Origin of the sequence: Pigmentiphaga litoralis, assembly GCF_048632615.1 — a bacterium.
Lineage (GTDB): Bacteria > Pseudomonadota > Gammaproteobacteria > Burkholderiales > Burkholderiaceae_B > Pigmentiphaga > Pigmentiphaga litoralis_B.
Genome location: NZ_CP184479.1, coordinates 2,917,383 through 2,938,433, shown reverse-complemented (window position 1 = coordinate 2,938,433; position 21,051 = coordinate 2,917,383). Strand labels below are relative to the sequence as shown.

21 protein-coding genes and 1 pseudogene are annotated in these 21,051 nt (G+C 65.9%); 4 read left to right on the top strand and 18 right to left on the bottom strand.

Annotated features, from left to right (window positions below):
* Positions 1 to 41: 41 nt before the first annotated feature.
* From ACNANG_RS13210 to ACNANG_RS13180, 7 genes and pseudogenes are all read right to left on the bottom strand, one after another.
* Positions 42 to 1,247 (bottom strand): amidohydrolase family protein, encoded by a 1,206-nt coding sequence (locus tag ACNANG_RS13210; protein WP_420223338.1) that lies wholly within the window; start codon positions 1,245 to 1,247, stop codon positions 42 to 44.
* An 11-nt stretch (positions 1,248 to 1,258) separates the two neighbouring features.
* Positions 1,259 to 2,266, bottom strand: coding sequence for a Bug family tripartite tricarboxylate transporter substrate binding protein (locus ACNANG_RS13205; RefSeq protein WP_420223337.1), 1,008 nt, complete (start codon positions 2,264 to 2,266; stop codon positions 1,259 to 1,261).
* Positions 2,267 to 2,680: 414 nt separating this feature from the next.
* Entirely contained in the window at positions 2,681 to 2,923 is a 243-nt protein-coding gene (locus ACNANG_RS13200) for a DUF3325 domain-containing protein (RefSeq protein WP_420227540.1), read from the bottom strand.
* A 172-nt stretch (positions 2,924 to 3,095) separates the two neighbouring features.
* Positions 3,096 to 4,808 (bottom strand): annotated as a pseudogene (locus tag ACNANG_RS13195) (PepSY-associated TM helix domain-containing protein); the annotation flags it as partial.
* An 8-nt stretch (positions 4,809 to 4,816) separates the two neighbouring features.
* Entirely contained in the window at positions 4,817 to 5,101 is a 285-nt protein-coding gene (locus tag ACNANG_RS13190) for a DUF3649 domain-containing protein (RefSeq protein WP_420223336.1), read from the bottom strand.
* Between the two features lies 1 nt (position 5,102).
* On the bottom strand, positions 5,103 to 5,834 hold the full coding sequence (locus ACNANG_RS13185) for a DUF4198 domain-containing protein (protein WP_420223335.1): 732 nt from the start codon (positions 5,832 to 5,834) through the stop codon (positions 5,103 to 5,105).
* A 262-nt stretch (positions 5,835 to 6,096) separates the two neighbouring features.
* A complete protein-coding gene (locus ACNANG_RS13180; protein WP_420223334.1) occupies positions 6,097 to 6,960 on the bottom strand; it encodes a LysR family transcriptional regulator in 864 nt (287 codons plus the stop codon).
* 128 nt (positions 6,961 to 7,088) lie between these two features.
* Between ACNANG_RS13180 and ACNANG_RS13175 the strand changes: the two genes are divergently transcribed.
* Together ACNANG_RS13175 and ACNANG_RS13170 are read left to right on the top strand one after the other, a co-directional pair.
* Positions 7,089 to 8,111: a Bug family tripartite tricarboxylate transporter substrate binding protein gene (locus ACNANG_RS13175; RefSeq protein ID WP_420223333.1), complete on the top strand. Its 1,023-nt coding sequence runs from the start codon at positions 7,089 to 7,091 to the stop codon at positions 8,109 to 8,111.
* A 104-nt stretch (positions 8,112 to 8,215) separates the two neighbouring features.
* Entirely contained in the window at positions 8,216 to 9,511 is a 1,296-nt protein-coding gene (locus tag ACNANG_RS13170) for an alpha-hydroxy acid oxidase (protein WP_420223332.1), read from the top strand.
* 116 nt (positions 9,512 to 9,627) lie between these two features.
* Here the strand turns inward: ACNANG_RS13170 and prpF are convergent, their stop codons facing one another.
* Positions 9,628 to 10,797, bottom strand: coding sequence for a 2-methylaconitate cis-trans isomerase PrpF (gene prpF, locus ACNANG_RS13165; RefSeq protein ID WP_420223331.1), 1,170 nt, complete (start codon positions 10,795 to 10,797; stop codon positions 9,628 to 9,630).
* Positions 10,798 to 11,062: 265 nt separating this feature from the next.
* Here prpF and ACNANG_RS13160 point away from each other — a divergent pair, with 265 nt between their 5' ends.
* A complete protein-coding gene (locus ACNANG_RS13160; RefSeq protein ID WP_420223330.1) occupies positions 11,063 to 11,452 on the top strand; it encodes a hypothetical protein in 390 nt (129 codons plus the stop codon).
* A 55-nt stretch (positions 11,453 to 11,507) separates the two neighbouring features.
* Here ACNANG_RS13160 and def read toward each other — a convergent pair whose 3' ends face one another.
* The 9 genes from def to ACNANG_RS13115 all read right to left on the bottom strand — a co-directional run bounded on the left by def (position 11,508) and on the right by ACNANG_RS13115 (position 18,169).
* Complete coding sequence (gene def, locus ACNANG_RS13155) at positions 11,508 to 12,041, bottom strand: peptide deformylase (protein ID WP_420223329.1); 534 nt, start codon at positions 12,039 to 12,041, stop codon at positions 11,508 to 11,510.
* 13 nt (positions 12,042 to 12,054) lie between these two features.
* Positions 12,055 to 12,675, bottom strand: coding sequence for a glutathione S-transferase family protein (locus ACNANG_RS13150; protein ID WP_420223328.1), 621 nt, complete (start codon positions 12,673 to 12,675; stop codon positions 12,055 to 12,057).
* A 34-nt stretch (positions 12,676 to 12,709) separates the two neighbouring features.
* Entirely contained in the window at positions 12,710 to 13,084 is a 375-nt protein-coding gene (locus tag ACNANG_RS13145; RefSeq protein WP_420223327.1) for a CbiX/SirB N-terminal domain-containing protein, read from the bottom strand.
* A complete protein-coding gene (locus tag ACNANG_RS13140) occupies positions 13,081 to 13,287 on the bottom strand; it encodes a hypothetical protein (protein WP_420223326.1) in 207 nt (68 codons plus the stop codon). Before ACNANG_RS13140 ends, ACNANG_RS13145 begins: the two co-directional genes overlap by 4 nt.
* Before the next feature lie 71 nt (positions 13,288 to 13,358).
* A complete protein-coding gene (gene ybiB / locus ACNANG_RS13135; protein WP_420223325.1) occupies positions 13,359 to 14,405 on the bottom strand; it encodes a DNA-binding protein YbiB in 1,047 nt (348 codons plus the stop codon).
* 83 nt (positions 14,406 to 14,488) lie between these two features.
* On the bottom strand, positions 14,489 to 15,286 hold the full coding sequence (locus ACNANG_RS13130) for an IclR family transcriptional regulator (protein WP_420227538.1): 798 nt from the start codon (positions 15,284 to 15,286) through the stop codon (positions 14,489 to 14,491).
* Positions 15,287 to 15,291: 5 nt separating this feature from the next.
* Complete coding sequence (locus ACNANG_RS13125; protein ID WP_420223324.1) at positions 15,292 to 16,272, bottom strand: NAD(P)H-dependent flavin oxidoreductase; 981 nt, start codon at positions 16,270 to 16,272, stop codon at positions 15,292 to 15,294.
* A 242-nt stretch (positions 16,273 to 16,514) separates the two neighbouring features.
* Positions 16,515 to 17,696 carry an acetyl-CoA C-acetyltransferase gene (locus ACNANG_RS13120; protein ID WP_420223323.1) on the bottom strand — a complete coding sequence of 394 codons (1,182 nt, stop codon included), beginning with the start codon at positions 17,694 to 17,696 and terminating at the stop codon, positions 16,515 to 16,517.
* Positions 17,697 to 17,728: 32 nt separating this feature from the next.
* Positions 17,729 to 18,169 (bottom strand): MerR family transcriptional regulator, encoded by a 441-nt coding sequence (locus ACNANG_RS13115; RefSeq protein ID WP_420223322.1) that lies wholly within the window; start codon positions 18,167 to 18,169, stop codon positions 17,729 to 17,731.
* Positions 18,170 to 18,240: 71 nt separating this feature from the next.
* Between ACNANG_RS13115 and ACNANG_RS13110 the strand changes: the two genes are divergently transcribed.
* On the top strand, positions 18,241 to 19,293 hold the full coding sequence (locus ACNANG_RS13110) for an MBL fold metallo-hydrolase (RefSeq protein WP_420223321.1): 1,053 nt from the start codon (positions 18,241 to 18,243) through the stop codon (positions 19,291 to 19,293).
* Between the two features lie 38 nt (positions 19,294 to 19,331).
* Here ACNANG_RS13110 and ACNANG_RS13105 read toward each other — a convergent pair whose 3' ends face one another.
* On the bottom strand, positions 19,332 to 21,032 hold the full coding sequence (locus ACNANG_RS13105; RefSeq protein ID WP_420223320.1) for a SulP family inorganic anion transporter: 1,701 nt from the start codon (positions 21,030 to 21,032) through the stop codon (positions 19,332 to 19,334).
* Between the last annotated feature and the right edge of the window lie 19 nt (positions 21,033 to 21,051).

Here is a 21,051-nt window from a genome sequence, read left to right as displayed (position 1 = left end):
CCCAGCATAGGCGCGCTGCCGGCAGGCTCAAGTGAAAACTTCTAGCTTGACGAGTCCACGCCTTGCCCGCAGCACATCATGACGGGCTTGAGCCGTGACGGCGGCGTCTGCCGGCTGCGCCCCGCCACGATGATCTCGCCCGCCGTCAGCACATGGCTGATGCCGGGCAGATCGCCATGCGTGATGGCATCGGTCAGCGTGGTGCCAGCCGAGCCTTCCACCGGTCCGCAGATCAGCAGATCGGCCGGCCGCCCGGGCGCCAGGATGCCGACATCCAGCCCGTGCGCCCTGGCGGTGTTGCCAGTGCCGATGGCGACGGCTTCGGCCGCCGGCACGCCGCATACCGATGACAGGAAAAGGATGTTGCGCCACATGCCGCGCGGGATGATGCCCGTGCCCCCAGGGGTGTCGCTGCCCAGGGCAAGGCGGCCCAGCTGTCCGGATTCGCGCAGCCGGGTCACCAGCCGCAAGCCCGATCCATAGTTGCCCGATGAGCACACTTCAAGCGTCATGGACAGATCGTCGACCACACGATCGATATCGTGATCGCTCATGGGGATCGGCCCGCCCGACACATGCGCGGCAATGTCTGGCTGCAGCCACGACAGCGTGTCGTAGCCGCAGATCTGGCTCAGCCCCGACCGCGAGACGCCGCCCGTGTGCACCTTGCTGCGCAGGCCGCGTTTCCGCGCCCAGGCCACGTAGCGGCGCGCTTCGTCACGATCGCGTTCCAGCGGATAGAACAGAAACTTGACCAGCCGCGCGCCGGCCGCGGCCAGCCGGTCGAAGTGGCTTTCGGTCATGCCTGGCACCAACAGCACGGTGCCCGCGTAGACCTTCACGCCGCTCCATCGCTGCGACCCGAAGGTGGATGCGGTCACCACTGCCAAGGACGTGACCAGGTCAGGCGTAAGCGCGCCGTAGTCGAGCCCGGGCGCATGCAGTTCGCCCGCTGACAGCATGGTCGTCGTGCCGCCATGCAGGTAATTGCCGACCCAGCCGATCGCGTCCTGCGTGGGCGTCCATTCGCCCAGCACGGGGTGCACATGGCCGTCGATCAAGCCGGGCACGACGGCACTGCCGGCGGCGTCGATGACCACGTCATAGCCGGCAGGCGCAGCGCCGTCCAACGGATCGAAGGATTCGATGCGGCCATCGGCAATCGCAATGGACCGCACCGCTTTCATTGGCTCGGCCAGATCGCCAGTGAAGAACTCGCCGATGTTCGTGATCAGGATGCGCTGCATGCGGACGCGCCTTACTCGGGCTTGATGCCGGCGTTGGTGATCACGCGGCCGATGTCGGCGCGCCCCTTGTCGAGCAGCGCCGTCAGTTCAGCCGGGCTGGTCACGATCACGTCCGCGCCGAGTCCAACGAATTTGGCCTGCACCTCTGGCGATCGCAACACGGCGTTCAGGTCGGCATTGAGCTTGTCGATGATGGCGGCGGGCGTGCCGGCCGGCGCCGTCATGACCGTGCGAATGGCCAGATCGAACCCGGGCACGCCAGCCTCCGCTACCGTGGAGACGTCCGGCGCCATGGCCGTGCGTTTGCCCGTCGTCACTGCCAGCATGCGCACGGCGCCGTTCTTGACGAAGGGCAATGCCTGGGCCAGTGACACTACGCCGTAAGGCGTGTCACCCGAGACCACGGCGGTCAGTGCCGGACCGCTGCCTTTGTAAGGTACCTGGACGACCTTAATGCCGGCGTCGGCGGCGGCCCATTCTCCGGCAACGTGGTTCATGGTGCCCACGCCCGCGCTGGCCCACGACAGTTCACCCGGATGCGCCTTGGCATAGGTCACCAGGGATGCCATGGACTGGAACGGCGCCTTGGGGTTCGAGACGAAGGCCATCGGAATCTCGCTGATCCCGCCGACGCTGGCGAAGCCTTTGGCCGGGTCATAGCCCAGCTTGAGAAACAGGAAAGGATTGTTGGTGAACGGGTTGGTGGACGAGACGTACAGCGTGTAGCCGTCGGGCGCCGCACGCGACACCTGCGAGGCGGCGATGCCTTCGCTGGCGCCCACCTTGTTTTCGATCACAACAGGCTGGCCCCAGCGTTTGGCCAGGCCTTCGGCGGCAATCCGTGCGGAGACGTCGACCGGGCCGCCTGCCGGCGTACCTACCAGGATGGTGACGGGCCGGGCCGGATACACATCGGCCGCAAGCGCAAACACGGGCAACACGGCCGACGTCGCGCCCCATGCCAGACAAGACAACACTACCGTGGCACGCGCCACGGGTCGGGACAAAACACAAGACATCGAATACTCCTTGCCGAAAAAGAGGGTGAAACACTTCTGGCACTGAGTCCCCAAATCTAGTTTTTATTTTTTGTCGTTAGTGGTGAGGCGAAAGCGGGTGAAGCTGAGGGATCACATGATTGCGCGCGTCAACCAATGGGCATGGACGAGCGCGTGCGACCCGATCGAGAATAGACCAAGCCGGGACAGCGATCTAGCGGTTTCTGATGGTTGACGCCAACAACCGGTTGGACGTGGCCCGTTGGGGTGGGCCTGGCGCCCGTTGGAGGTCAGGCCTGCGCCCGTTGCAGGTCAGGCCTGCGCCCGTTGCAGGTCAGGCCTGTCGCCCGTTGAGTGTGGGCTTGCTGCCCGCCGGGGTGGACGCGCACCTGGCAGGCCAGCGCGGATCGCCAACGCGGTGGCGGGAATGCCGACCTAGCGGCGCACGGCCTTGGCGTCGGGTTGACGCAGGCGATTCCAGGCCACCAGCGCCAGGAAGACGATGCCAGCGCCGGCGCTGAGGTAGCCGAACCAGGCCACCAGGCCGACGGCCCACCGCTCCTGGTCGAGCGTGACGCCCAGCGACAGGGCCAGCAGCACCCATCCGGCAATGCGCAGCCAGGTGATGGACCGCCGGGACAGGTGACGTCCGAACAGGTCTTCTTGTGGCCGTTCCATGCCCAGCGCCAGGCAGGCGAAGGCGAGCAGGCAGAAGATGAATACCCAGACCTGGTTCATCGCGCGCCCTCCACGCCTGGCATGCCCGTTCGGGGGAGCCAGACATCCCGCCCGACCGCGACGCGGACGATGATCCGGACGCCGCCCCCAGGGACGCTCCTGGCAACGGCGCCGACCCGGCCGCGGCCGCTCCAGCGCCTTGCGGCAGCGCCGCGCTGCCCTTGCGTCGAGCCGGCAGGGCCGCGTCGTCAGCGGCCGCCGCCGTCTTGCGGACCGGCTTGATCTTGGGCTTGTGGCGCGTGGTGCGGATGGCCAGCCAGGCATGCAACGCGGCGAACGCGATCATGGCCAGGTCGAAGCCTGCGAATACCCAGTCACCCGCCACCAGGCTATTCCACAGACCGCGGTCGGTCACGACGGCATTGAGCACCGGCAGCGCCAGCAGCAAGGCCGCCGCCAGCCACAGCAGTTCGATCCATCCGCGCTTGGCGGGCCGCACCATGGCGTACAGCAAGGTGGCGCCCCACACCGCGAAGAAGACGTGGATTTCCCAATTCTTGCGGTCGGCCAGGGTCTCGGACAGCAGGCGATTGCCGTAGAAGAAGGCCACCATGGCGACGGACAGTCCCGCCACCGACGCGATGTTCAAGCGTTCCACCAGCCGGAAACCAAAGTAGGGCTTGTCGGGATGGGCCAGCTTGGCGCGGCGCTTGACCGTCCACATCACCAGTCCCGACCCGACCATCGCCGTGCCCGCCAGGCTGACCAGGAAGTACAGCCACCGCAGCGGCAAATCGCCGAAGCGGCCCAGATGGAGCGCGTACATGACGCCACGCGTTTCGGCGGCGGCGCCCACCGAGTCCTTGGTATCGAGCAGTTGTCCGCTGGTGCCGTTGAACAGCAGGTATTGCGGGCTGACCGACACGCGTTGGTTGTCGGCGCGCACCACCATCACGCGCGACGCGGCGTCGCCGGGATTGTTGATGGTGATGCGTCCCACGCCGTACTGGCCCCAGCGATCCTGCGCCTGCCGGATCATGTCGGCCACGGGCGCGATCGGCGCCTTGTCGCCGCTGGGCTTGCCGGCGGGCACGAAGGCGCTCAGCTCGCTTTGCAGGGCCTGCCGCGCCCCGCGATCCTTGAAGGCGGCATCCCCGCCCCAGGGCATCAGCATCAACATCAGCGTGACGAGCCCGGTGTACGTGATCATCAGATGGAAGGGCAGCCCGAACACCGACAGCGCGTTGTGCGCGTCGAGCCAGGACCGTTGTCCCTTGCCCCATCGGAAGGTGAAGAAGTCGACAAAGATTTTTTTATGGGTGATGACGCCGGACACGATCGCCACCAGCATGAACATCGCGCAGATCGACGCGATCCACCGGCCCCATAGCGTCGGCATGTAGTGCAGCTGGAAGTGGAAGCGGTAGAAGAAGTCACCGCCCTCGGTATCGCGCACTTCGATCGGCTGCGCCGTGACCGGATCGAAGGTGGCGCTTTCGAAGCGCTTGCCGCCGCGCCAGAAGGCATTGGCCGTCGGGCTGCGTTCATCGGGAAAGCCGATGCTCCATTGCGGACTGGTCGGCGCCAGCCTGCCCATGGTTTCGACCAGACGCGGCGCGAGTTTGGCCGGGTCGGCCACCTGCGCCTGCGCCGGTACGTCGGGACGCATCCACTGCGATATCTCGTCCTTGAAGTAGCTGACCGTGCCGGTCAGGAACATCGCGTACAGGATCCAGCCGGCCAGCAGCCCCGTCCAGGTGTGCAGGTCCGACATTGTCTGCCGGATGCCGGGCGCCTTGGCGGGGGAGACGGCCTTGGCTGCCTTGGACGGCTTGCCCGCGTGGGCTGCATCGCCCACCGGGGCGACGGTTGACTCTGTTGACATCGTGCTGCTCATTTCCAGACCGACCATGCGGCCAGCGACAGCGGCAACGCCGCGATCACCAGTCCGACCCAGGCGCGCGTTGCCGACCGCACCGCGAACACCCAAACAACTGCGCAGACATACACCACGAAGCTCGCGAGCATGCCGGTCAGCACGGCTTCGCTTCGCGCCATCGGCAGGGCCACGGCCGCGACGCTGCACAGCGCGGCCAGCGCGTAGCCGCCAAACAGCGCGGCCACGATACGCGACAGCAGCGGCCCGACGCCGATGACCTTGCGAACCCGTGCGTTCATATCACTTGCCTGGCTTGGCGGCGGGACCTGCCGGCACCGCGGCGGCGCCCGTGGGCTTGGCGTACGTGACCGACGTCACATAGTTGACGACGTCATATTTCTCGGCGCCGGCGTCGCCCATGCGTTCGCCCGCGGTGCGGTCGTTGTGGCTGGCTTCGAGCACATAGGTGCCTTTCCAGGGCATGTCGAAGGTGACTAGACCCTGTTCGTCGGACACGGCTTCCTTCATCCAGCCGGACTGGACGACGGCCGATACCTTGGCCTTGGGCAGCGGCTGGCCTTTGAAAACCACCTTGAATTCGCCGGCCTTGCCGGTCGGCACCACGTCGAACGTCAGCGACGGGGCTTGCTCGTTCGTGTTCGTCAGGTAGCGCGCGGCCGGGTGATACCAACCCTTGATTTCCTTGTCGCCCTGCTTCATGGAATACAGCGGGTAGCGTGCATCTTCGGCCACCAGGCTTTCGCCGGCAGCGGCGCGGCCCGACAGCACGAAACCGTTCGCGGACTTGGTGGCGGTCAGCGGCTGCTGGCCTTGCGACGAGATGCGCAGCGCCGTGGGCTTGCCGAACTTGTCGAGCAGGCCGGGAGAGGTCTCGCGCAGGTTCTCGCCAAACTCGCCAAAGCGCAGCACAGCCGAGCCATTGGCGGGCTGTTCGATCCAGACCTGATGGGCCTGGGCGGCGCCGGCGCCGAGCGCCAGCAGCAAGGAAGCAAGAATCGGTTTGACGGTCATGGATGTCTCGTTGGTAAGGTTCGCGAGCAGGCAGCGGCCCACCGTGATGGCATGACGGAAAGGCTTCGCGTCGTGCACGGTGCCGGCAGCCGCCGGAATCCTCGCATTGGGAATTGAATGAGAAACACTATCACTATAACTTCGAATAGTGTCACGCTGCCGATTAAGGTAAACGTCAGCCGGTGATTCTGCCTGGGGCCGTCGGCGTAAAACCACATTGCCGGCGTGGCCGGCCGCCCGGGTTCGTGCCGTATGTTGCGCCCTACCTGGTTCCGAACCGTTCGGACATTTCGCTGAACAGCCGTCCGTACACCGAATGGGTCGGCCAGATGAGCCCCAGCCGTCGGGCCAGCCGATTGCGGGGCAGCGTGATCAACGCCACGTTGGACGGCGTGGTCTCGGGCCGGAAGCAATTGGGCACCAGCGCCACGCCCAGGCCGCGCGCCACCAGGGCACGGATGCCATCGGGCGAATCCAGTTCGAACCGTTCCTGGGGCCGGATGCGTTTTTGCTGCAGGTAGCGTTCGGCCAGGTCCCCGCCCCAGGTGCGGCGGTCGTAGCGGATGAAGGGTTCCCGCGCCAGCAGGGTCGTGTGATCCTCGTGCGCCAGGTGGGCCGGCGCCAGCAGCACCAGCGGTTCGACCCGCAGGGTGCGCCAGGTAAAGGACTTGGCCAGCGCAAAGGGCGGCTCCACCACCAGCGCCGCGTCGATCTTGCTGGCGCCCAGTTGATGGAACAACTCGTGGGACGCGGCGATCTCCAGCTTGGCGTCCAGCAGCGGGTAGCGCTGCGCGATGTATTCGAGCAGATCCGGCATGACGGTGGACAGGGTGGTGCGCAAGGTGCCGATGCGCAAGCCGCCCGGCAGGCCGTCGGCCGACACGCTGGCTTTCAGGTCGCGCAGATTGCGCTGGAATTCCCGCGCCCGATCCAGCAGACGCGCGCCGCCTTCGGTCATGCGCACGACGCGGCCCGACCGCACCAGCAACGGCACGCCCAGTTCGCGCTCGAGCGCCTTGATGCGTTGAGCCATGGCCGTCGGGGTGATGCTCATGCGCCGGGCGGCCTCGGCCAGGGAGCCGCATTCGGCGGCGATCAGGAAGCTGTCCAGGAAGCGGGTGTCCATGTTGGCGTCCTGTGAATGAACAAAAACTGGACTCTGAATCCATAAAAATGAAATTGTGCTGGATTCCTGCCAGTCCGACAATCGAATCGTCCAGCGGCTGCTCAAGACCACAGAGTCCACGCGCCGCCTTGCATCGACATTCCAACAGGAGACATCATGACCCCCGCTTCCCCCGCCGCCGCGCGCTTGCCGTCCTTGTCGCCACCGGCGCCGTCCTGGCCGCGCCAGGCGTGTTCGCGCAGGCCGCCACGACCTACCCCACCCGCCCGGTCACCCTGGGCGTGGGATTTTCAGCGGGTGGCGCCGTCGATATCGTGGCCCGCCAACTGGGCCAGGCCCTTGGCAAGTCCTTCCACCAGCCCTTCGTGATCGAGAACAAGCCCGGCGCCACCGGCATCATCGCAGCCGAGGCCGTTGCTCAGGCCAAGCCCGACGGGTACAGCCTGCTGCTTGGCACGCAGTCGACGATGGTGGTCGCGCCCAGTCTGTATCCCACCATGAAGGTCGACCCAAAGAAGGATTTCGTGCCGGTGTCGCTCGTGGCGTCGGTGCCCCTGGTGCTGGTCGTACACCCATCCTTGCCGCTGCACACCGTGCAGGACGTGATCAAGTACGCCAAAGACAAGAAGGGTGACCTGAGCTATGCGTCATCGGGACTGGGGGGTCCGCAACACGTGGCCGCCGAGCTGTTCGCGTCGATGGCCGGTGTGAAGATGGTTCACATCCCCTACAAGGGCGAAGCCAACGCGATCAGTGACGTGCTGGGCAACCAGGTGCCGCTGATGTTCAGCAACCTGCCGACGCTGCTGCCCTACATCAAGAGCGGCAAGCTGCGCGCGATCGCCGTGTCCAGCCTGGAACGCGCGGCCAGCGCGCCGACCATTCCGACCGTGAACGAGTCGGGCCTGAAAGGTTTTGAAGCCCTGACCTGGTTCGGTCTGTATGCCCCTGCCGGCACGCCGCAGGACGTGGTCGGCAAGCTGGAGCAAGGCGTCAAGCAGGCGCTGAGCGACACCGAATTGCGCGCCAAGATGACCGACCAGGGCATGACGCTGGAAGGCCGTGGCAGCCGCGACTTTGCCAAGTACATGGAGGCCGAAAGTACCAAGTGGGCAGGCCTGATCAAGAGCGCGGGCATCAAGCCGGAATGAGCAGGGCAAGGTGCGGCGGGGACGTTTGCTGCGTCGACATGCATTGCGTTGACATGCGTGGCGTCGGGAATCAAAGAGATCGAAGGAACTAAAGGAACGGCATCATGAAAGACAGCGCGGCGATCTCGCCCTCGCTTTCGGCCACGCAGCGGTCTTCCGCCGCAGGCGCAGCACCGGCACGGCAGACAGCGCAGACAAGCCAGGCCGCGCCGACTACCCCATCATTGCGGCCCTCACGCGCGCTGCGCAAGGTGCTTGCGCTCGACGATTTCGAAGCCGCCGCGCGCCGACACCTGCCGCGCCCGGTGTTCGGCTACATGTGTGCCTACGCCGAAACCGGCGCGGCCTTCGACGCCAACCGCGACGCGTATGCCGACTACGGCTTCATGCCGCAGGTCATGGTGGACGTGTCCAAACGCAGCACGCAAACGGAATTGTTTGGCGAGACCTATGCGGCGCCATTTGGATTTGCGCCCGTCGGCCTGACCGCACTGTCCACGTACCGGGGCGACCTGGTACTGGCGCGCGCCGCCCTGGAATCGCGGTTGCCCATGATCATGAGCGGATCGTCATTGATCCCGCTGGAAGAGGTCGCCGCCCTGCATCCGGGCGCGTGGTTCCAGGCCTATTTGCCAGGGGATCGAGGGGCCATCGAACTGCTGATCGACCGCGTCGCCCGCACTGCCTTCAAGACCCTGGTGATCACGGTCGACACGCCGGTCCCGCCCAACAGCGAGAACACGGCGCGCATGGGATTTTCCGCGCCCCTGCGGCCATCGATCGGGTTGGCATGGCAAGGCATGACCCATCCGCGCTGGCTGCTCGGGACCTTCCTGCGGACCCTGGCCCGGCACGGCATGCCGCACTTCGAAAACAACTACGCGACACGCGGCGCACCGATTCTGTCGCCCTCCGTGCTGCGAGACTTTTCCGAACGCGGCCACCTGGCCTGGGACGACCTGCGCACCATACGCAAGCAATGGCGCGGCAGGCTGATCGTCAAGGGCATTCTTCGCGCTGACGATGCCCGCATGGCGCGTGACTGCGGCGCCGACGGCATCATCGTGTCGAACCACGGCGGGCGGCAACTCGACGGCGCCATTGCGCCCTTGCGAGCCTTGCCCGCGGTCGTGGCGGCATGCCCGGATGTTCCGGTCATGATCGACAGCGGCGTGCGGCGCGGAACGGATGTGCTGAAGGCGCTGGCCCTGGGCGCGAAGCTGGCTTTCGTTGGACGCCCGTTCGGCTACGCGGCAGCCGTTGGCGGCGTGCCCGGCGTGCAGCATGGCGTGAAGCTGCTGACCGCCGAAGTGTCGCGGAACATGGCGATGCTGGGGGTCAACCGCGTAACGGAATTGCGGGCGGATCGGCATCTGGTGCGGATGCCGGGGCGAGGCTGAAGGCAGCGGGTCTTCCAGGACACGCGCCGCATCTGCATCGGCTTGATGGCCACCACCGCCCCTCCGGCAGGCATTTCAGTCCAGGCCGTTTGTTTGCGGAACACTGCGCCGCGAAATCACCCGATGTTTTCAGGCACCCACACCGTGCCTTCCATCAGCCGGCGCGCGCTGCGGCTCATGGTCACCTTGGTGACCACCCAGCCGTCAGCGCCCTCATCCGCCTCGGCGCCCACGGCCAGCACGCCAGACGGATGCCCGAAACGGATGCCCGTGCGTGCGCCGCCCAAGACATCGGCCACCACCGTGCCAGGGATCGCCGCAGCGGCAGCGATAGCCACCGCGCCCGTGCCCGTCATGGCATGGTGCAGTTTGCCCATGGACAGAATGCGCACCGCCACGTCCATATCATCGGCCGTCACGGCCTTGCCGCTGGACGACGTGTAGGGCGCGGGCTTGCCGACGAACGCAATTTTGGGGGTGTGCTGACGTTTCTCGGTGGCGTACGCTGCCGACTCGGCCAGGCCCATCACGACCGCGCTGTGGGCGCGGATCGCCTCAAAGCGCTGCAACAATGCCGCATTGCCATTCACGTCGGGCTGCAGTTCCACGCCATGCAGATCCATCGCCGCGGCATGCACGAAGATCGTCGGATTGCCCGCATTGATCAGCGTGGCGACCACCTCTCCCACGCCCGGAACGTTGAGGGTGTCCACGACATTGCCGGTCGGGAACATCGCCCCCGACTCGCCATCGTCCGCGCCCGGATCCAGGAATTCGATACGGATCTCGGCCGCCGGGAACGTCACCCCATCCAGTTCAAAGTCGCCCAGCTCCTGCACCTGCCCGCCCCGCATCGGCACGTGCGCGATGATGCGCTTCTGGATATTGGCCTGCCAGATGCGCACCGTGGCAAGGCCATCGGCCGGCGCATCGATCAGCCCGCGATGGATCGCGAAGGGCCCCACCGCCGACGTCAGGTTGCCGCAGTTGCCGCTCCAGTCGACCAGCGGCGCGGTCACCGCCACCTGCCCGAACCAGTAATCCACGTCACAGTCCGGCCGCGTGCTGCGGCCCACGAGCACAACCTTGCTGGTGCTGGACGACGCGCCGCCCATGCCGTCGATCTGCTTGTCATAGGGATCGGGGCTGCCCATCACCCGCTGCAACACCGCGTCCCGCGCGTTCTGGTCAGCGGGAAGGTCTTCCGGCAGGAAGAACACGCCTTTGCTGGTGCCGCCCCGCATGTACAGGGCACGGATCGGACGTTGGGCGATGGAAGCAGTCATGCGAGGCTCGCTGTCGGGGATGAATAGGGAGCTAAGGATCGTACAACGAGTTGAGGGTGGCGCCTAAGTGAGCAGCTTGCTTGAAGGTCGAGCCGCCTCGATACGGCAGCCAGGGTCGGCCCATCTGCCCGATGTGCCTCTGTGCGGAAGGCGACAGCTGGCTTACGATCGAGGTCGATCCTTGTTCCTGCTACTTCACAATACTTCAATGGCTCTTACAAAAAGGCAAAAACGGCGCTTGTGGTGGACTGCAGGGACGATACTCTTGCTCGTCCTGCTCACCCCCGTCTTCATGATCGCGGCGTTGCTAGCCGTGCGATATAGCGATGTGGTCAGGGCGGCGCGCGGTTGCGGGCCATGGTCCCCGGCCGAGGTCGAGGCCATCATCATTGACGATCTGAAGCGCAAGTCGCTGTTCCTGCCTTCGGGCTCGGAAGGGGTCGGTGGACACGTTTTCCTACCCACTGATGCCGACCAGTGGCCCAAGAAACCAATGCATTCCTGGTACCGAAAATTGGTGGTCCAAAGACCGAACCAGCCGGACGAAATTTTCTCGGTGATGGTCGACTGCATTCATGAAGTCACCTACAGCGTCGCAAGCCAGCCACCTGCGTCGTTGCAGCGCGCCCCGCGCTCCACCTACGCACCAAAGTAGGCCGCACCCGTCTACATCCGCCAACCCGCAGGGCCGCGTCGGCGCCCGTTCCGCGTCAATCATCCGCCGCCGGATCCAGCCCCGGAAACAGCACTTCCGTGAACCCGAACTTGGCAAAATCGCGGATCCTTGACGGATACAACCGTCCAATCAGGTGATCGCATTCATGCTGCACCACCCGCGCATGAAACCCGTCGGCGACCCGGTCGATCACCCCGCCCTCTGGATCCATGCCCTGATACCGGATCGACGTCCAGCGGGGCACGGACCCGCGCAGGCCCGGCACCGACAGGCATCCTTCCCAGCCCTCTTCCTCATCCGCCGACATCGGCGTGATCACCGGATTCAACAGGATCGTGAACGGCACGGCTGGGGCGTCGGGATACCGTTCGCTGCGTTCGAACCCGAAGATGACCAACTGCAGGTCCACGCCGATCTGCGGCGCGGCTAGGCCCACACCGCCGGCGGCGCGCATGGTGTCGAACATATCGGCGATCAGTTCGCGCAGCTCGGGCGTGCCGAATTCGGCAACGGGGGCGGCGACGCGCAGCAGGCGCTCGTCGCCCATCTTCAAGATCTCGCGAATCATGGGTGCGCGTAGATCAGACCAGGGGTTGATTCAGGATGCCCTGCGCAGCGGGGCGCGCGGCCAGGGTGTCGAACCAGCGGCGGACGTTGGGGGTGTCAGGCCGTTCGATCGGCAGATTCAGCCAGCGGTCGGCCACACAGCCCACGATGATGTCGGCCATGGTGAACGCATCGCCGGCGACGTGCTTGCGGCCTTCCAGCGCGTGGTCGAGGATGCGGCCCAGGCGGGCGCACGCGGCGGTGGAATCGGCGATGACCTTGGGATCGCGTTTGTCGTCGGGGGTGCGGATGAGCTGCCAGAACACGGGGGTGGAGGCCGGCCCGAATTCGGTGGCCTGCCAGTCCATCCAGCGGTCGGCTTCGCCCCGCTTGCGGGTGTCTTCGGGCCACAGGCTGCCGCTGCCGTATTGGGCGGACAGGTAGCGGACGATAGCGTTCGATTCGGACAGGATGTAGCCGTTGTCGTCCAGGGTGGGGATCTTGCTGTTGGGATTCATGCCGATGTATTCGGGCGTGTCGAGGCCGCCGAAGGCCCCGCCGACGTCGATGCGGTCGAATTCCAGTCCCAGTTCGCGCGCGGCCCAGACGACCTTGCGTACGTTGATCGATGTGATGCGGCCCCAGATCTTGATCATGGTGTGTCTCCGTAACGTAGCAGTGAAGGACGCGTCAGGCGTCGTGGATGGGGTGTCGCGCAAGATCGATCGCCGCCGCGGCCACCGCATCCAGCACGCCGGGTAAGTCGGACAACACCGGCAACACGCGCACGCTCAGGCCGGCATGCCGGCATTGCGCCGCGCGCAGCATGTCGGGCAGGTCGCGCACCACGTGGCCGGCGCCCGACCAGAAGACGGGCAGCAGGTCGATCTGCCGTGCGCCCTGGGCGGCCAGCATGTCGACGGCGTCCTGCAGGGTCGGCGTCATCAACTCAAGGAAGGCAATGGCGACGGGCAGGCCGGGTTCACGGGCGCGGACCGAGTCTGCCAGACGATGCAGCGGTTCGGCCCAGCGCGGGTCGCGGGCGCCGTGGGCGAACAGGATCATTGCGCGGGGGTGGCCGCCATTGGCCGTGGCGTCATCGGCACCATGGGCCGTTGCAGCATCGGCACCATGAGCCGTTGCGGCATTGGCACCATGGGCCGTTGCAGCATTGGCACCATGGGCCGTTGCAGCATTGGCACCATGGGCCGTTGCAGCATCGGCACCATGGGCCGTTGCAGCATCGGCACCATGGGCCGTTGCAGCATCGGACACGTCGATCACGTCGTTTGCCGCAGCCACGTCCAGCCCTGCGGTGACATTTATCTCGTCACGCCTCTCAGGCCGGCCGCTCATGCCGTGCCCCCGCCACGCCCGCTTCGAGCACAGCGTCGCCGACGTCCTGTTTCCGGCCGCCATCGTCACTCTGCATCCGCCCTATCGTCGCCAGGATCGCGTCTCGCTGCCTTGCAATGGCGTCCGGCAGCGGCAGCTCGCCCCCTTGCACCGCGCGGATCCAGTCGGCCGTGGCGCCGGCATCGCGATCCGGCAGCGCAGGCAATTCCGCCGGGCTGCCCGCTGCCGCCTCGACCACTGTCGTGGGCACGCCACCCAGCCATTCCACCACCGCCTGTGGCCGCCGCACGTTGGCCACGGCTTCGCCTTCGGTGCCGCGCATCAGCAGGCTGGCTTGCGGCTTGAGCGTGAACAGCTCGCCCAGCATGTCGCCAAATTCCGGGTGCGTGTAGGCGGACAACAGCAGGCTGGGCCCCGCCACCGGCCTTAGAAGTTTGGCCAGGGTGTGCGAGACATTGCGCACGCCCAGCACCCGGCGCAGGCCGATCAGCCGCGCCAGACCCGGACAGGCGGTAGCCAGTGGCAGATAGGCCAGGCGGTCGGCCGCGAGCTGGGACGAGGCCTCGGCCGCGCTGCTGGCGGGCGACAGGCCCAGGCGTTCCAGGATGTCCAGGGTGGTGATGCGTGTCTTGTTGGACCCCGCGCCCTGTGCAGCCGGGTCGGACGCCTGGCCGTGCAGGATGACGGGAACACCCGCCTCGGCCAGGGTCAGCGCCAGCAGGGGAACCAGATTGGGGGCGTGCCGGGATCCGTTGTAGGTGGGCAGGACGACGACAGGGGTATCGCCGCCCGGCGTCACGGTCACGCAGCGTGTATCGACTGCGTCGAGGAAGCCGGCGATTTCGGCCGCGACTTCGCCCTTCATGCGCAGCGCGATCAGCACCGCGCCCAATTCAAGGTCGCTGACGCCGCCGTCGAGGATCGCGGTCATCAGGCTGTGCGACTGTTCGCGCGACAAGGCGCGCGATCCGTCTTTGCCACGGCCTATCTCGCGCATCAGCGCGGCGCAGGAAAAAGGGGTGGCGCTCATGATCCGCTCACATCAGGTTCTGTCATCAATGCCACTTTTCGCAGGTCGTTCTGTGTTTGGCAACGCCAGGCCCGGCGCCGCCCTTACACCCGTTTCATCAACGCGTTGATACGGTCGGCAGCCGCTAGCAAAGGCGGTAGCAAGCGCTCGCGCATCTGGTCCGCCGTGATGCGGTGCGCCTGTCCGCTCAGGTTCAGCGCGGCCACCGTGCGGCCATTCCGGTCCAGGATGGGCACGCTGATCGCCACCAGGCCGGTTTCCAGTTCCTGGTTCACCAGCGACCAGCCCTGCTTGCGCACGTCCAGTATCGCCTGTTTGAGCTGCACCGGGTCCACCAGGGTCAGCGGCGTGTGGGCGCGCAGGTCGGAGCGCTTCAGGACGGCGTCGATCTGCTCATCGGGCAGGCCGGCCAAGAGCACCCGCCCCATTGCCGAGCAATAGGCGGGCAGGCGGCTGCCGATGCCCAGGTTGATCGACATGATCTTGCCCGTCGGAATACGCAGCACATACACGATGTCCACGTCGTCCAGCACGGTGGCCGAGCAGGATTCGTGTACCTCGGCCGCCAGGGATTCCATGATCGGCTCGGCCAGATCCCAGAACGGCATGGAGGTCAGATACGCAAAACCCAGTTCCAGGATGCGGGGCGTCAGCCGGAACAGCCGCCCTTCGTTGGTCATATAGCCCAGCTGCACAAGGGTCAACAGGATGCGGCGCGCGCCAGCGCGGGTAAGGCCCGACACCTCGGCCACCTCGGTCAGCGTCATGGCGGCGCGGCGGGCGTTGAACGCGCGAATGACCGACAGCCCGCGCGCAAAGGATTGCACGTAGGCATCACCCGGGCGGACATCTTCCGGCGTATCGGACGTCAGGGCATGCATGCGCGTCACGCGGCGCCCCCGAGCAGCCGCGCGCGGGCGGCCAGGTATTCGCTTTCGAGCCGGTCGGCGACCTGCGCAGCCGGAATGACGGCATCGATCTGCCCGACGCCCTGGCCGGCGCCCCAGATGTCACGCCAGGCTTTCGCGCCATTGGCGGAATCATCGCTTTTCGTCAGCGCATTCAATTTGCTTTTGTCCGCCTTGGGAAGGTGATCGGGATCCAGGCCGGCGGCCACGATGGACGCACGCAGGTAGTTGCCGCTGACCCCCGTAAAGAAGTCACTGTAGATGACGTCCGCAGCTTTCGCATCGACCAACGCCTGGCGGTAGCCGTCGCTGACGCGCGCTTCCGGCGTCGCCAGCCATCGGGTTCCCACGTAGGCCAGATCAGCGCCTGCCGCCTGGGCAGCCAGTATCGCATTGCCGGACGCGATCGCGCCCGACAGCACGAGCGGGCCGTCAAAGAACGAACGGATCTCGCCCAGCAAGGCAAACGGAGACAGGGCGCCCGCATGACCGCCGGCCCCCGCGGCGACCGCGATCAGCCCGTCCACACCCGCTTCCAGCGCCTTTTGCGCATGCCGCACATTGATGACGTCGTGCAGCACGATGCCGCCATACGCGTGCACGCGCGTTATCCAGGACGATTCCGGCGCGCGCAGGCTCGAAATGATGATGGGGACACGATGCGCGATGCACGCGTCCAGGTCGGCTTCCAGCCGGGTATTGGACGCGTGCACGATCTGGTTGACGGCCACCGGGCCGATCACCGCATCGGGATGCGTCTGCCGATGCGCGGCCAACTGGGCGTTGATCGCCGTCAGCCAGCGATCCAGTTCGGCCTGCGGACGCGCATTCAATGCCGGGAACGATCCCACGACGCCCGACAGGCATTGCGCAAGAACCAGCTCGGGCCCGCTGGCGATGAACATGGGGGCACTGACGACAGGCAGCCGCAGGCGGCTGAGCACGGAAGGCAAGGACATGGGGATACCCGAAGGCGTAAAAACAAGGACGGGCCGCGCAGGAACTGACGCGGCCCGGTAAATCGTGCTGCTTTCACCTGGAAGGACACTGCGGGCAGGCACTTCACGGGCCAAGCTATGGCCCTGAAACCACACGCCCGAGGCCTGTACCCGGCGCGTCAGGCAAGCGGCTTCCGTTCGCAGGCTTCATGGCCGCCGCAACCCGCGCGGCGCTGCCGGCCATGCGGCCTGCCCTGCAGCGATCAGACCATTTCGATGGCCATGGCCACGGCTTCACCGCCGCCAATGCACAGCGTGGCCACGCCACGCTTGCCACCGGTCTTGCGCAAGCCGCCGATCAGCGTGGCCATCAGACGCGCGCCGCTCGCGCCGATCGGGTGCCCCAATGCCGTCGCGCCGCCGTGGATGTTGACCTTGGACGCATCCAGCTTGTGATCTTCGATCGCAGCCATGGCCACCACGGCGAACGCTTCGTTGACCTCGAACAGGTCGACGTCTTCGGCCTTCCAGCCCGTCTTGTTGAACAGGTTCTTGAGCGCGCCGACCGGAGCGGTCGTGAACCACTTCGGTTCCTGCGAGTGCGAGGCGTGGCCGACGACGCGCGCCAGTGGCTTCAGGCCCAGTTCCTTGGCGGTCGATTCGCGCATCATGACCATGGCGGCCGCGCCGTCCGAAATCGACGACGAGTTGGCGGCCGTGATCGAGCCGTCTTTCTTGAATGCCGGCTTCAGGGCGGGAATCTTTTCCGGCATGGCCTTGCCGGGCGCTTCGTCCTTGCCGATCACGACGTCGCCCTTGCGGCCCTGCACGGTGACGGGGGCGATTTCCCATTCGAAGCTGCCGTCTTCGATCGCGGCGCGGGCGCGCTTCAGCGATTCGAGCGAATAGGCATCCTGCTGTTCGCGGGTGAAGGCGTACTTGTCGGCGCAGTCTTCGGCAAACACGCCCATGGCGCGGCCCTTGTCATACGCATCTTCCAGGCCGTCCATGGCCATGTGGTCATAGATGGTGGCGTGGCCGAAGCGGATGCCCTGGCGGCCCTTGGGCAGCAGGTGCGGCGCGTTGGTCATGCTTTCCATGCCACCGGCCACGGCAATGTCGATGCTGCCCGCGACCAGCGCGTCGTGCGCGATCATCGCGGCCTTCATGCCCGAACCGCAGATCTTGTTGATGGTGCTGCACGCGGTGGTTTGCGGCAGGCCCGCGCCCAGCGCTGCCTGGCGGGCAGGCGCCTGGCCCTGGCCGGCCTGCAGCACGTTGCCCATGATGACTTCCTGGACCTGTTCCGGCTTCAATCCGGCGCGTTCGACCGCGGCCTTGATGGCGACCGCGCCAAGCTCGTTGGCGGACAGAGCGGACAATTCGCCGAGCATGCCGCCCATGGGCGTGCGTGCGACGGAAACGATGACGACGGGATCGGACATGGAGAACTCCTGATTCGATAGAGAGTATGCAGTTATGCGGTGACTGAGCGGGAACCCGCTTTCTTCTTCTTGCTTCCGTATTCCGACGGACCTTCCTTCAACTGGTCCAGCATTCGCCGACCCATGGCTTCCTGGGCATCGATCTCGGCCAGGGTGAGATCGATATCTTCGCGGCGGCGCTCGAGAATCTGCCGATGCTGATTCAGCACCGACAGGAACTCCTTCAACTGCGGCACAGTGTCTTTGGGTTCATCGTACATGTCGAGCAGGGTGCGGATCTCGGCCAGGGAAAGACCGAGCCGGCGGCCCCGCAGGATGAGCTTGAGGCGGGTGCGATCGCGCGCGGAATAGATGCGCTGCGATGCTTCCCGGGCGGGCGAAAGGATGCCTTCGTCTTCGTAGAAACGGATGGCCCGGGCCGTGGCGCCGAATTCGCGCGCCAGGTCGGAAATCGTGTAGGTGGGCGCCGACATAGGTACACTTGCACTTTACGTAAACGTAAACCCCATTCTAGGCGGCCAGGCGTCCAGGAGCAATCGACGGCATGAACCCTCTCGAACACCAACTGCAGTATCCATTCAACGATACCCTTCCTGCCGCCGGCACGTCCATTGAGGTTGCCCCGGGTATCCGGTGGGTGCGCCTGCCCTTGCCCTTCGCGCTCGACCACATCAATGTCTGGCTGTTGCGCGATACCTATGACGGCCGCGATGGCTGGACCGTGGTGGACTGCGGCGTGGCGCGCGACGAAGTCATGGGCATGTGGGAACAGGTGTTCGCCAACGAACTGGACGGACTGCCCGTGGTGCGTGTCATCGTCACCCATATGCACCCGGACCACATCGGCCTGGCGCACTGGTTGACCGAAAAATGGACCGCGCCCCTGCAGATGACGATGACCGATTTCGTGGTCGCGCAGCTGTACTGCGGCGCCGATTCGGCCGGCGGCGGCGAACGCCTGGCGCGGCACTTCCAACGCCATGGCATGACGCAGCTTGAAGACCTGGAGGGCGTGCGCAAGCGTAAAAGCTACTACTCGCAGCTGGTGCCCAAGGTGCCGTCCAGCTTCATCCGTATCGTCGACAACGACATCGTGCCGATCGGCGGCCATGACTGGCAGGTCATCATCGGCTACGGTCACGCGCCGGAACATGCGTCGTTCTACAGCAGGTCCCTGAATGTCGTGATCTCAGGCGACATGGTGTTGCCGCGCATTTCCACGAATGTCAGCGTGAACAGCGAAGAGCCGCAAGGCAACGCGCTGCAGGATTATCTGGATTCGTTGTCGCGGTATGCCGATGTGCCCGATGACGCGTTGACCCTGCCTTCCCATGGCCGGCCGTTCGTCGGCATCCATACGCGTATCCAGCAGCAGCACGATCACCACGCGGAGCATCTGGCCCGCGTGCTGAAGGTCTGCGCCGAACCCAAGAGCGCATTCGACATCGTGCCCGTGCTCTTCAGGCGCAAGCTGGACCTGCATCAGATGACGTTTGCGCTGGGTGAATCGATTGCCCACCTGCATATGCTGATGTATTCAGGCAAGGTGAAGCGGATCACGGGTGACGACGGGGTGATCCGGTTCCAGGCGGTGTGAGGGCATAAGGGGGTGATGCACGGGCAGTCGGGCAGAATTCAATGCGCCTGCGCGGCCACCCCGGTCGGCAACACCAGACTGTGAATCGCCTCTCGCTCGGTCCGGAACAGATTGCCCGGCGGGATCACCGTCATGGCGCCTGACGCCACCAGTACGTCTTCCACCTGTTTCTTGAGCCCGGCCAGGTACACCTCGATGCCCTGCTCGCGTAAATTGCCCACCAGGTAGCTCAGCGTATCGACCCCTGTGGTGTCAATACTGTTGATCGGCCCGGCGTAGATCAGCACCCGCCTGATCGATGCATCGGCCCGCACCCGCGTCATGATGAAGTGCTCCAGCGGCGTGGCCGTCACGAAGCTCAGGGCTGCATCCATCCGCACGGCCAGCACGTCGGGCGCCAGCGCCCCAAGGGAAAAGCGCGCCCGATCCCGCAGCGTGCCGTCTTCGTGCACCCCCACTTCGATAATGCGGGGATGCGCGCGGCCGTACATGAAGTAGCTCAGCGACAGGATGAAGCCCACCAGCACGCCCCACTGCAGTTGCGGCGCCGAGATCAGGGTGGCGATGGCGGTAATGACGGCAATGACCGCCTCGGGCCGCGACGTGCGCCACAGCCGCACGAAAAACGCGGGCTGCACCAGGTTCATGACGGGCACGACGATCACGGCGGCCAGGAACGCTTTGGGCAGATGCGCAATGGCCGGGGTCAGGAACAGCAAACTGACCAGCACGCAAACGAAGGCAAACAGCGCCGACCAGCCGGTGCGAGCACCCACATACAGATTGAGCGCCGAGCGAGAGAAGGACGCGCTGACCGGAAATGCGCCACTGAACGCACTGGTCAGCTTGGCCAGGCCCTGCCCGATGAATTCCTGATCCTCGTCCCACCGCTGCCGGTTGCTGCGCGAAATGGTCTTGGCGCTGGACAGGGCTTCGACAAAGCTGACGATCGCGATCACGGCCGCGGCCGGCAGCAACGCGCGGTAGTCTTCCCAGGACAGCAAGGTAGGCACCGCAAAGTCCGGCAAGCCGGCGGGCAAGGCGCCCACCACCGCGCCGCCCTTGGCCCCATACCCGGTCAGCCAGCTGACGATCCCGCAGACCAGGGCCGCGCCCAGCACCACGGGCATTCGTTTGCTGTACTTCTTGAGCGCCAGCAGGAACACCAGCGTCCCGATGCCGAAGGCCAGGCCGGCCCAGTCGACCGAAAACGCAATGTCGGCGTACCGCCCTGACCGAAACAGATCCGCCACCGCCCGGCCATCCAGGCCCAGCATGGCGGGTAGTTGCGACAGCACGATAAGAATGGCCGCCGCCTGGGTGAAGGCCCCCACCACCGTGGCCGGCAGGAAGTTGACGATCATGCCCAGGCGCAGCATGCCGACCAGGATCTGGATGGCGCCCGCGATCAAGGACAGCCAGATCGCCAGTTCGACCCATCGCGGGGAACCGGCCCAGGCCAGACCGGACAGGGAACCCGCCACCAGCATGCTCGTCAGCGCGACCGGGCCCGCGCCCAGCAACTGGCAGGATCCGAACAGGACACTGATGACCGGCGGGATCAGCGCCGCGTACAGCCCCGTGATCGGCGGCATCCCGGCCAGCATGGCGTAGGCCACGGCCTGCGGCACCAGGATCAGGCCCAGCGTGAAGCCCGCGCGCGCATCGGCAATCAGCATGTCGGACGTGGGGCGCGGCCACGCCAGGAAAGGAAGCCAACGAAGCAGGGAAGCGTGCATAGACCAGCGGAAGAAAGCG

What these genes read in the sequence shown, in the direction of transcription:
- ACNANG_RS13130 (WP_420227538.1), bottom strand. Translation starts at nt 15,286, where the DNA reads ATGCATGCCCTGACGTCCGATACGCCGGAAGATGTCCGCCCGGGTGAT.
- ACNANG_RS13200 (WP_420227540.1), bottom strand. Translation starts at nt 2,923, where the DNA reads ATGGAACGGCCACAAGAAGACCTGTTCGGACGTCACCTGTCCCGGCGG.
- ACNANG_RS13185 (WP_420223335.1), bottom strand. Translation starts at nt 5,834, where the DNA reads ATGACCGTCAAACCGATTCTTGCTTCCTTGCTGCTGGCGCTCGGCGCC.
- ACNANG_RS13180 (WP_420223334.1), bottom strand. Translation starts at nt 6,960, where the DNA reads ATGGACACCCGCTTCCTGGACAGCTTCCTGATCGCCGCCGAATGCGGC.
- ACNANG_RS13210 (WP_420223338.1), bottom strand. Translation starts at nt 1,247, where the DNA reads ATGCAGCGCATCCTGATCACGAACATCGGCGAGTTCTTCACTGGCGAT.
- ACNANG_RS13115 (WP_420223322.1), bottom strand. Translation starts at nt 18,169, where the DNA reads ATGTCGGCGCCCACCTACACGATTTCCGACCTGGCGCGCGAATTCGGC.
- ACNANG_RS13190 (WP_420223336.1), bottom strand. Translation starts at nt 5,101, where the DNA reads ATGAACGCACGGGTTCGCAAGGTCATCGGCGTCGGGCCGCTGCTGTCG.
- ACNANG_RS13105 (WP_420223320.1), bottom strand. Translation starts at nt 21,032, where the DNA reads ATGCACGCTTCCCTGCTTCGTTGGCTTCCTTTCCTGGCGTGGCCGCGC.
- def (WP_420223329.1), bottom strand. Translation starts at nt 12,041, where the DNA reads ATGATTCGCGAGATCTTGAAGATGGGCGACGAGCGCCTGCTGCGCGTC.
- ACNANG_RS13125 (WP_420223324.1), bottom strand. Translation starts at nt 16,272, where the DNA reads ATGTCCTTGCCTTCCGTGCTCAGCCGCCTGCGGCTGCCTGTCGTCAGT.
- ACNANG_RS13110 (WP_420223321.1), top strand. Translation starts at nt 18,241, where the DNA reads ATGAACCCTCTCGAACACCAACTGCAGTATCCATTCAACGATACCCTT.
- ACNANG_RS13120 (WP_420223323.1), bottom strand. Translation starts at nt 17,696, where the DNA reads ATGTCCGATCCCGTCGTCATCGTTTCCGTCGCACGCACGCCCATGGGC.
- ACNANG_RS13170 (WP_420223332.1), top strand. Translation starts at nt 8,216, where the DNA reads ATGAAAGACAGCGCGGCGATCTCGCCCTCGCTTTCGGCCACGCAGCGG.
- prpF (WP_420223331.1), bottom strand. Translation starts at nt 10,797, where the DNA reads ATGACTGCTTCCATCGCCCAACGTCCGATCCGTGCCCTGTACATGCGG.
- ACNANG_RS13205 (WP_420223337.1), bottom strand. Translation starts at nt 2,266, where the DNA reads ATGTCTTGTGTTTTGTCCCGACCCGTGGCGCGTGCCACGGTAGTGTTG.
- ACNANG_RS13150 (WP_420223328.1), bottom strand. Translation starts at nt 12,675, where the DNA reads ATGATCAAGATCTGGGGCCGCATCACATCGATCAACGTACGCAAGGTC.
- ACNANG_RS13145 (WP_420223327.1), bottom strand. Translation starts at nt 13,084, where the DNA reads ATGATCCTGTTCGCCCACGGCGCCCGCGACCCGCGCTGGGCCGAACCG.
- ybiB (WP_420223325.1), bottom strand. Translation starts at nt 14,405, where the DNA reads ATGAGCGCCACCCCTTTTTCCTGCGCCGCGCTGATGCGCGAGATAGGC.
- ACNANG_RS13140 (WP_420223326.1), bottom strand. Translation starts at nt 13,287, where the DNA reads ATGCTGCAACGGCCCATGGTGCCGATGCTGCAACGGCCCATGGTGCCG.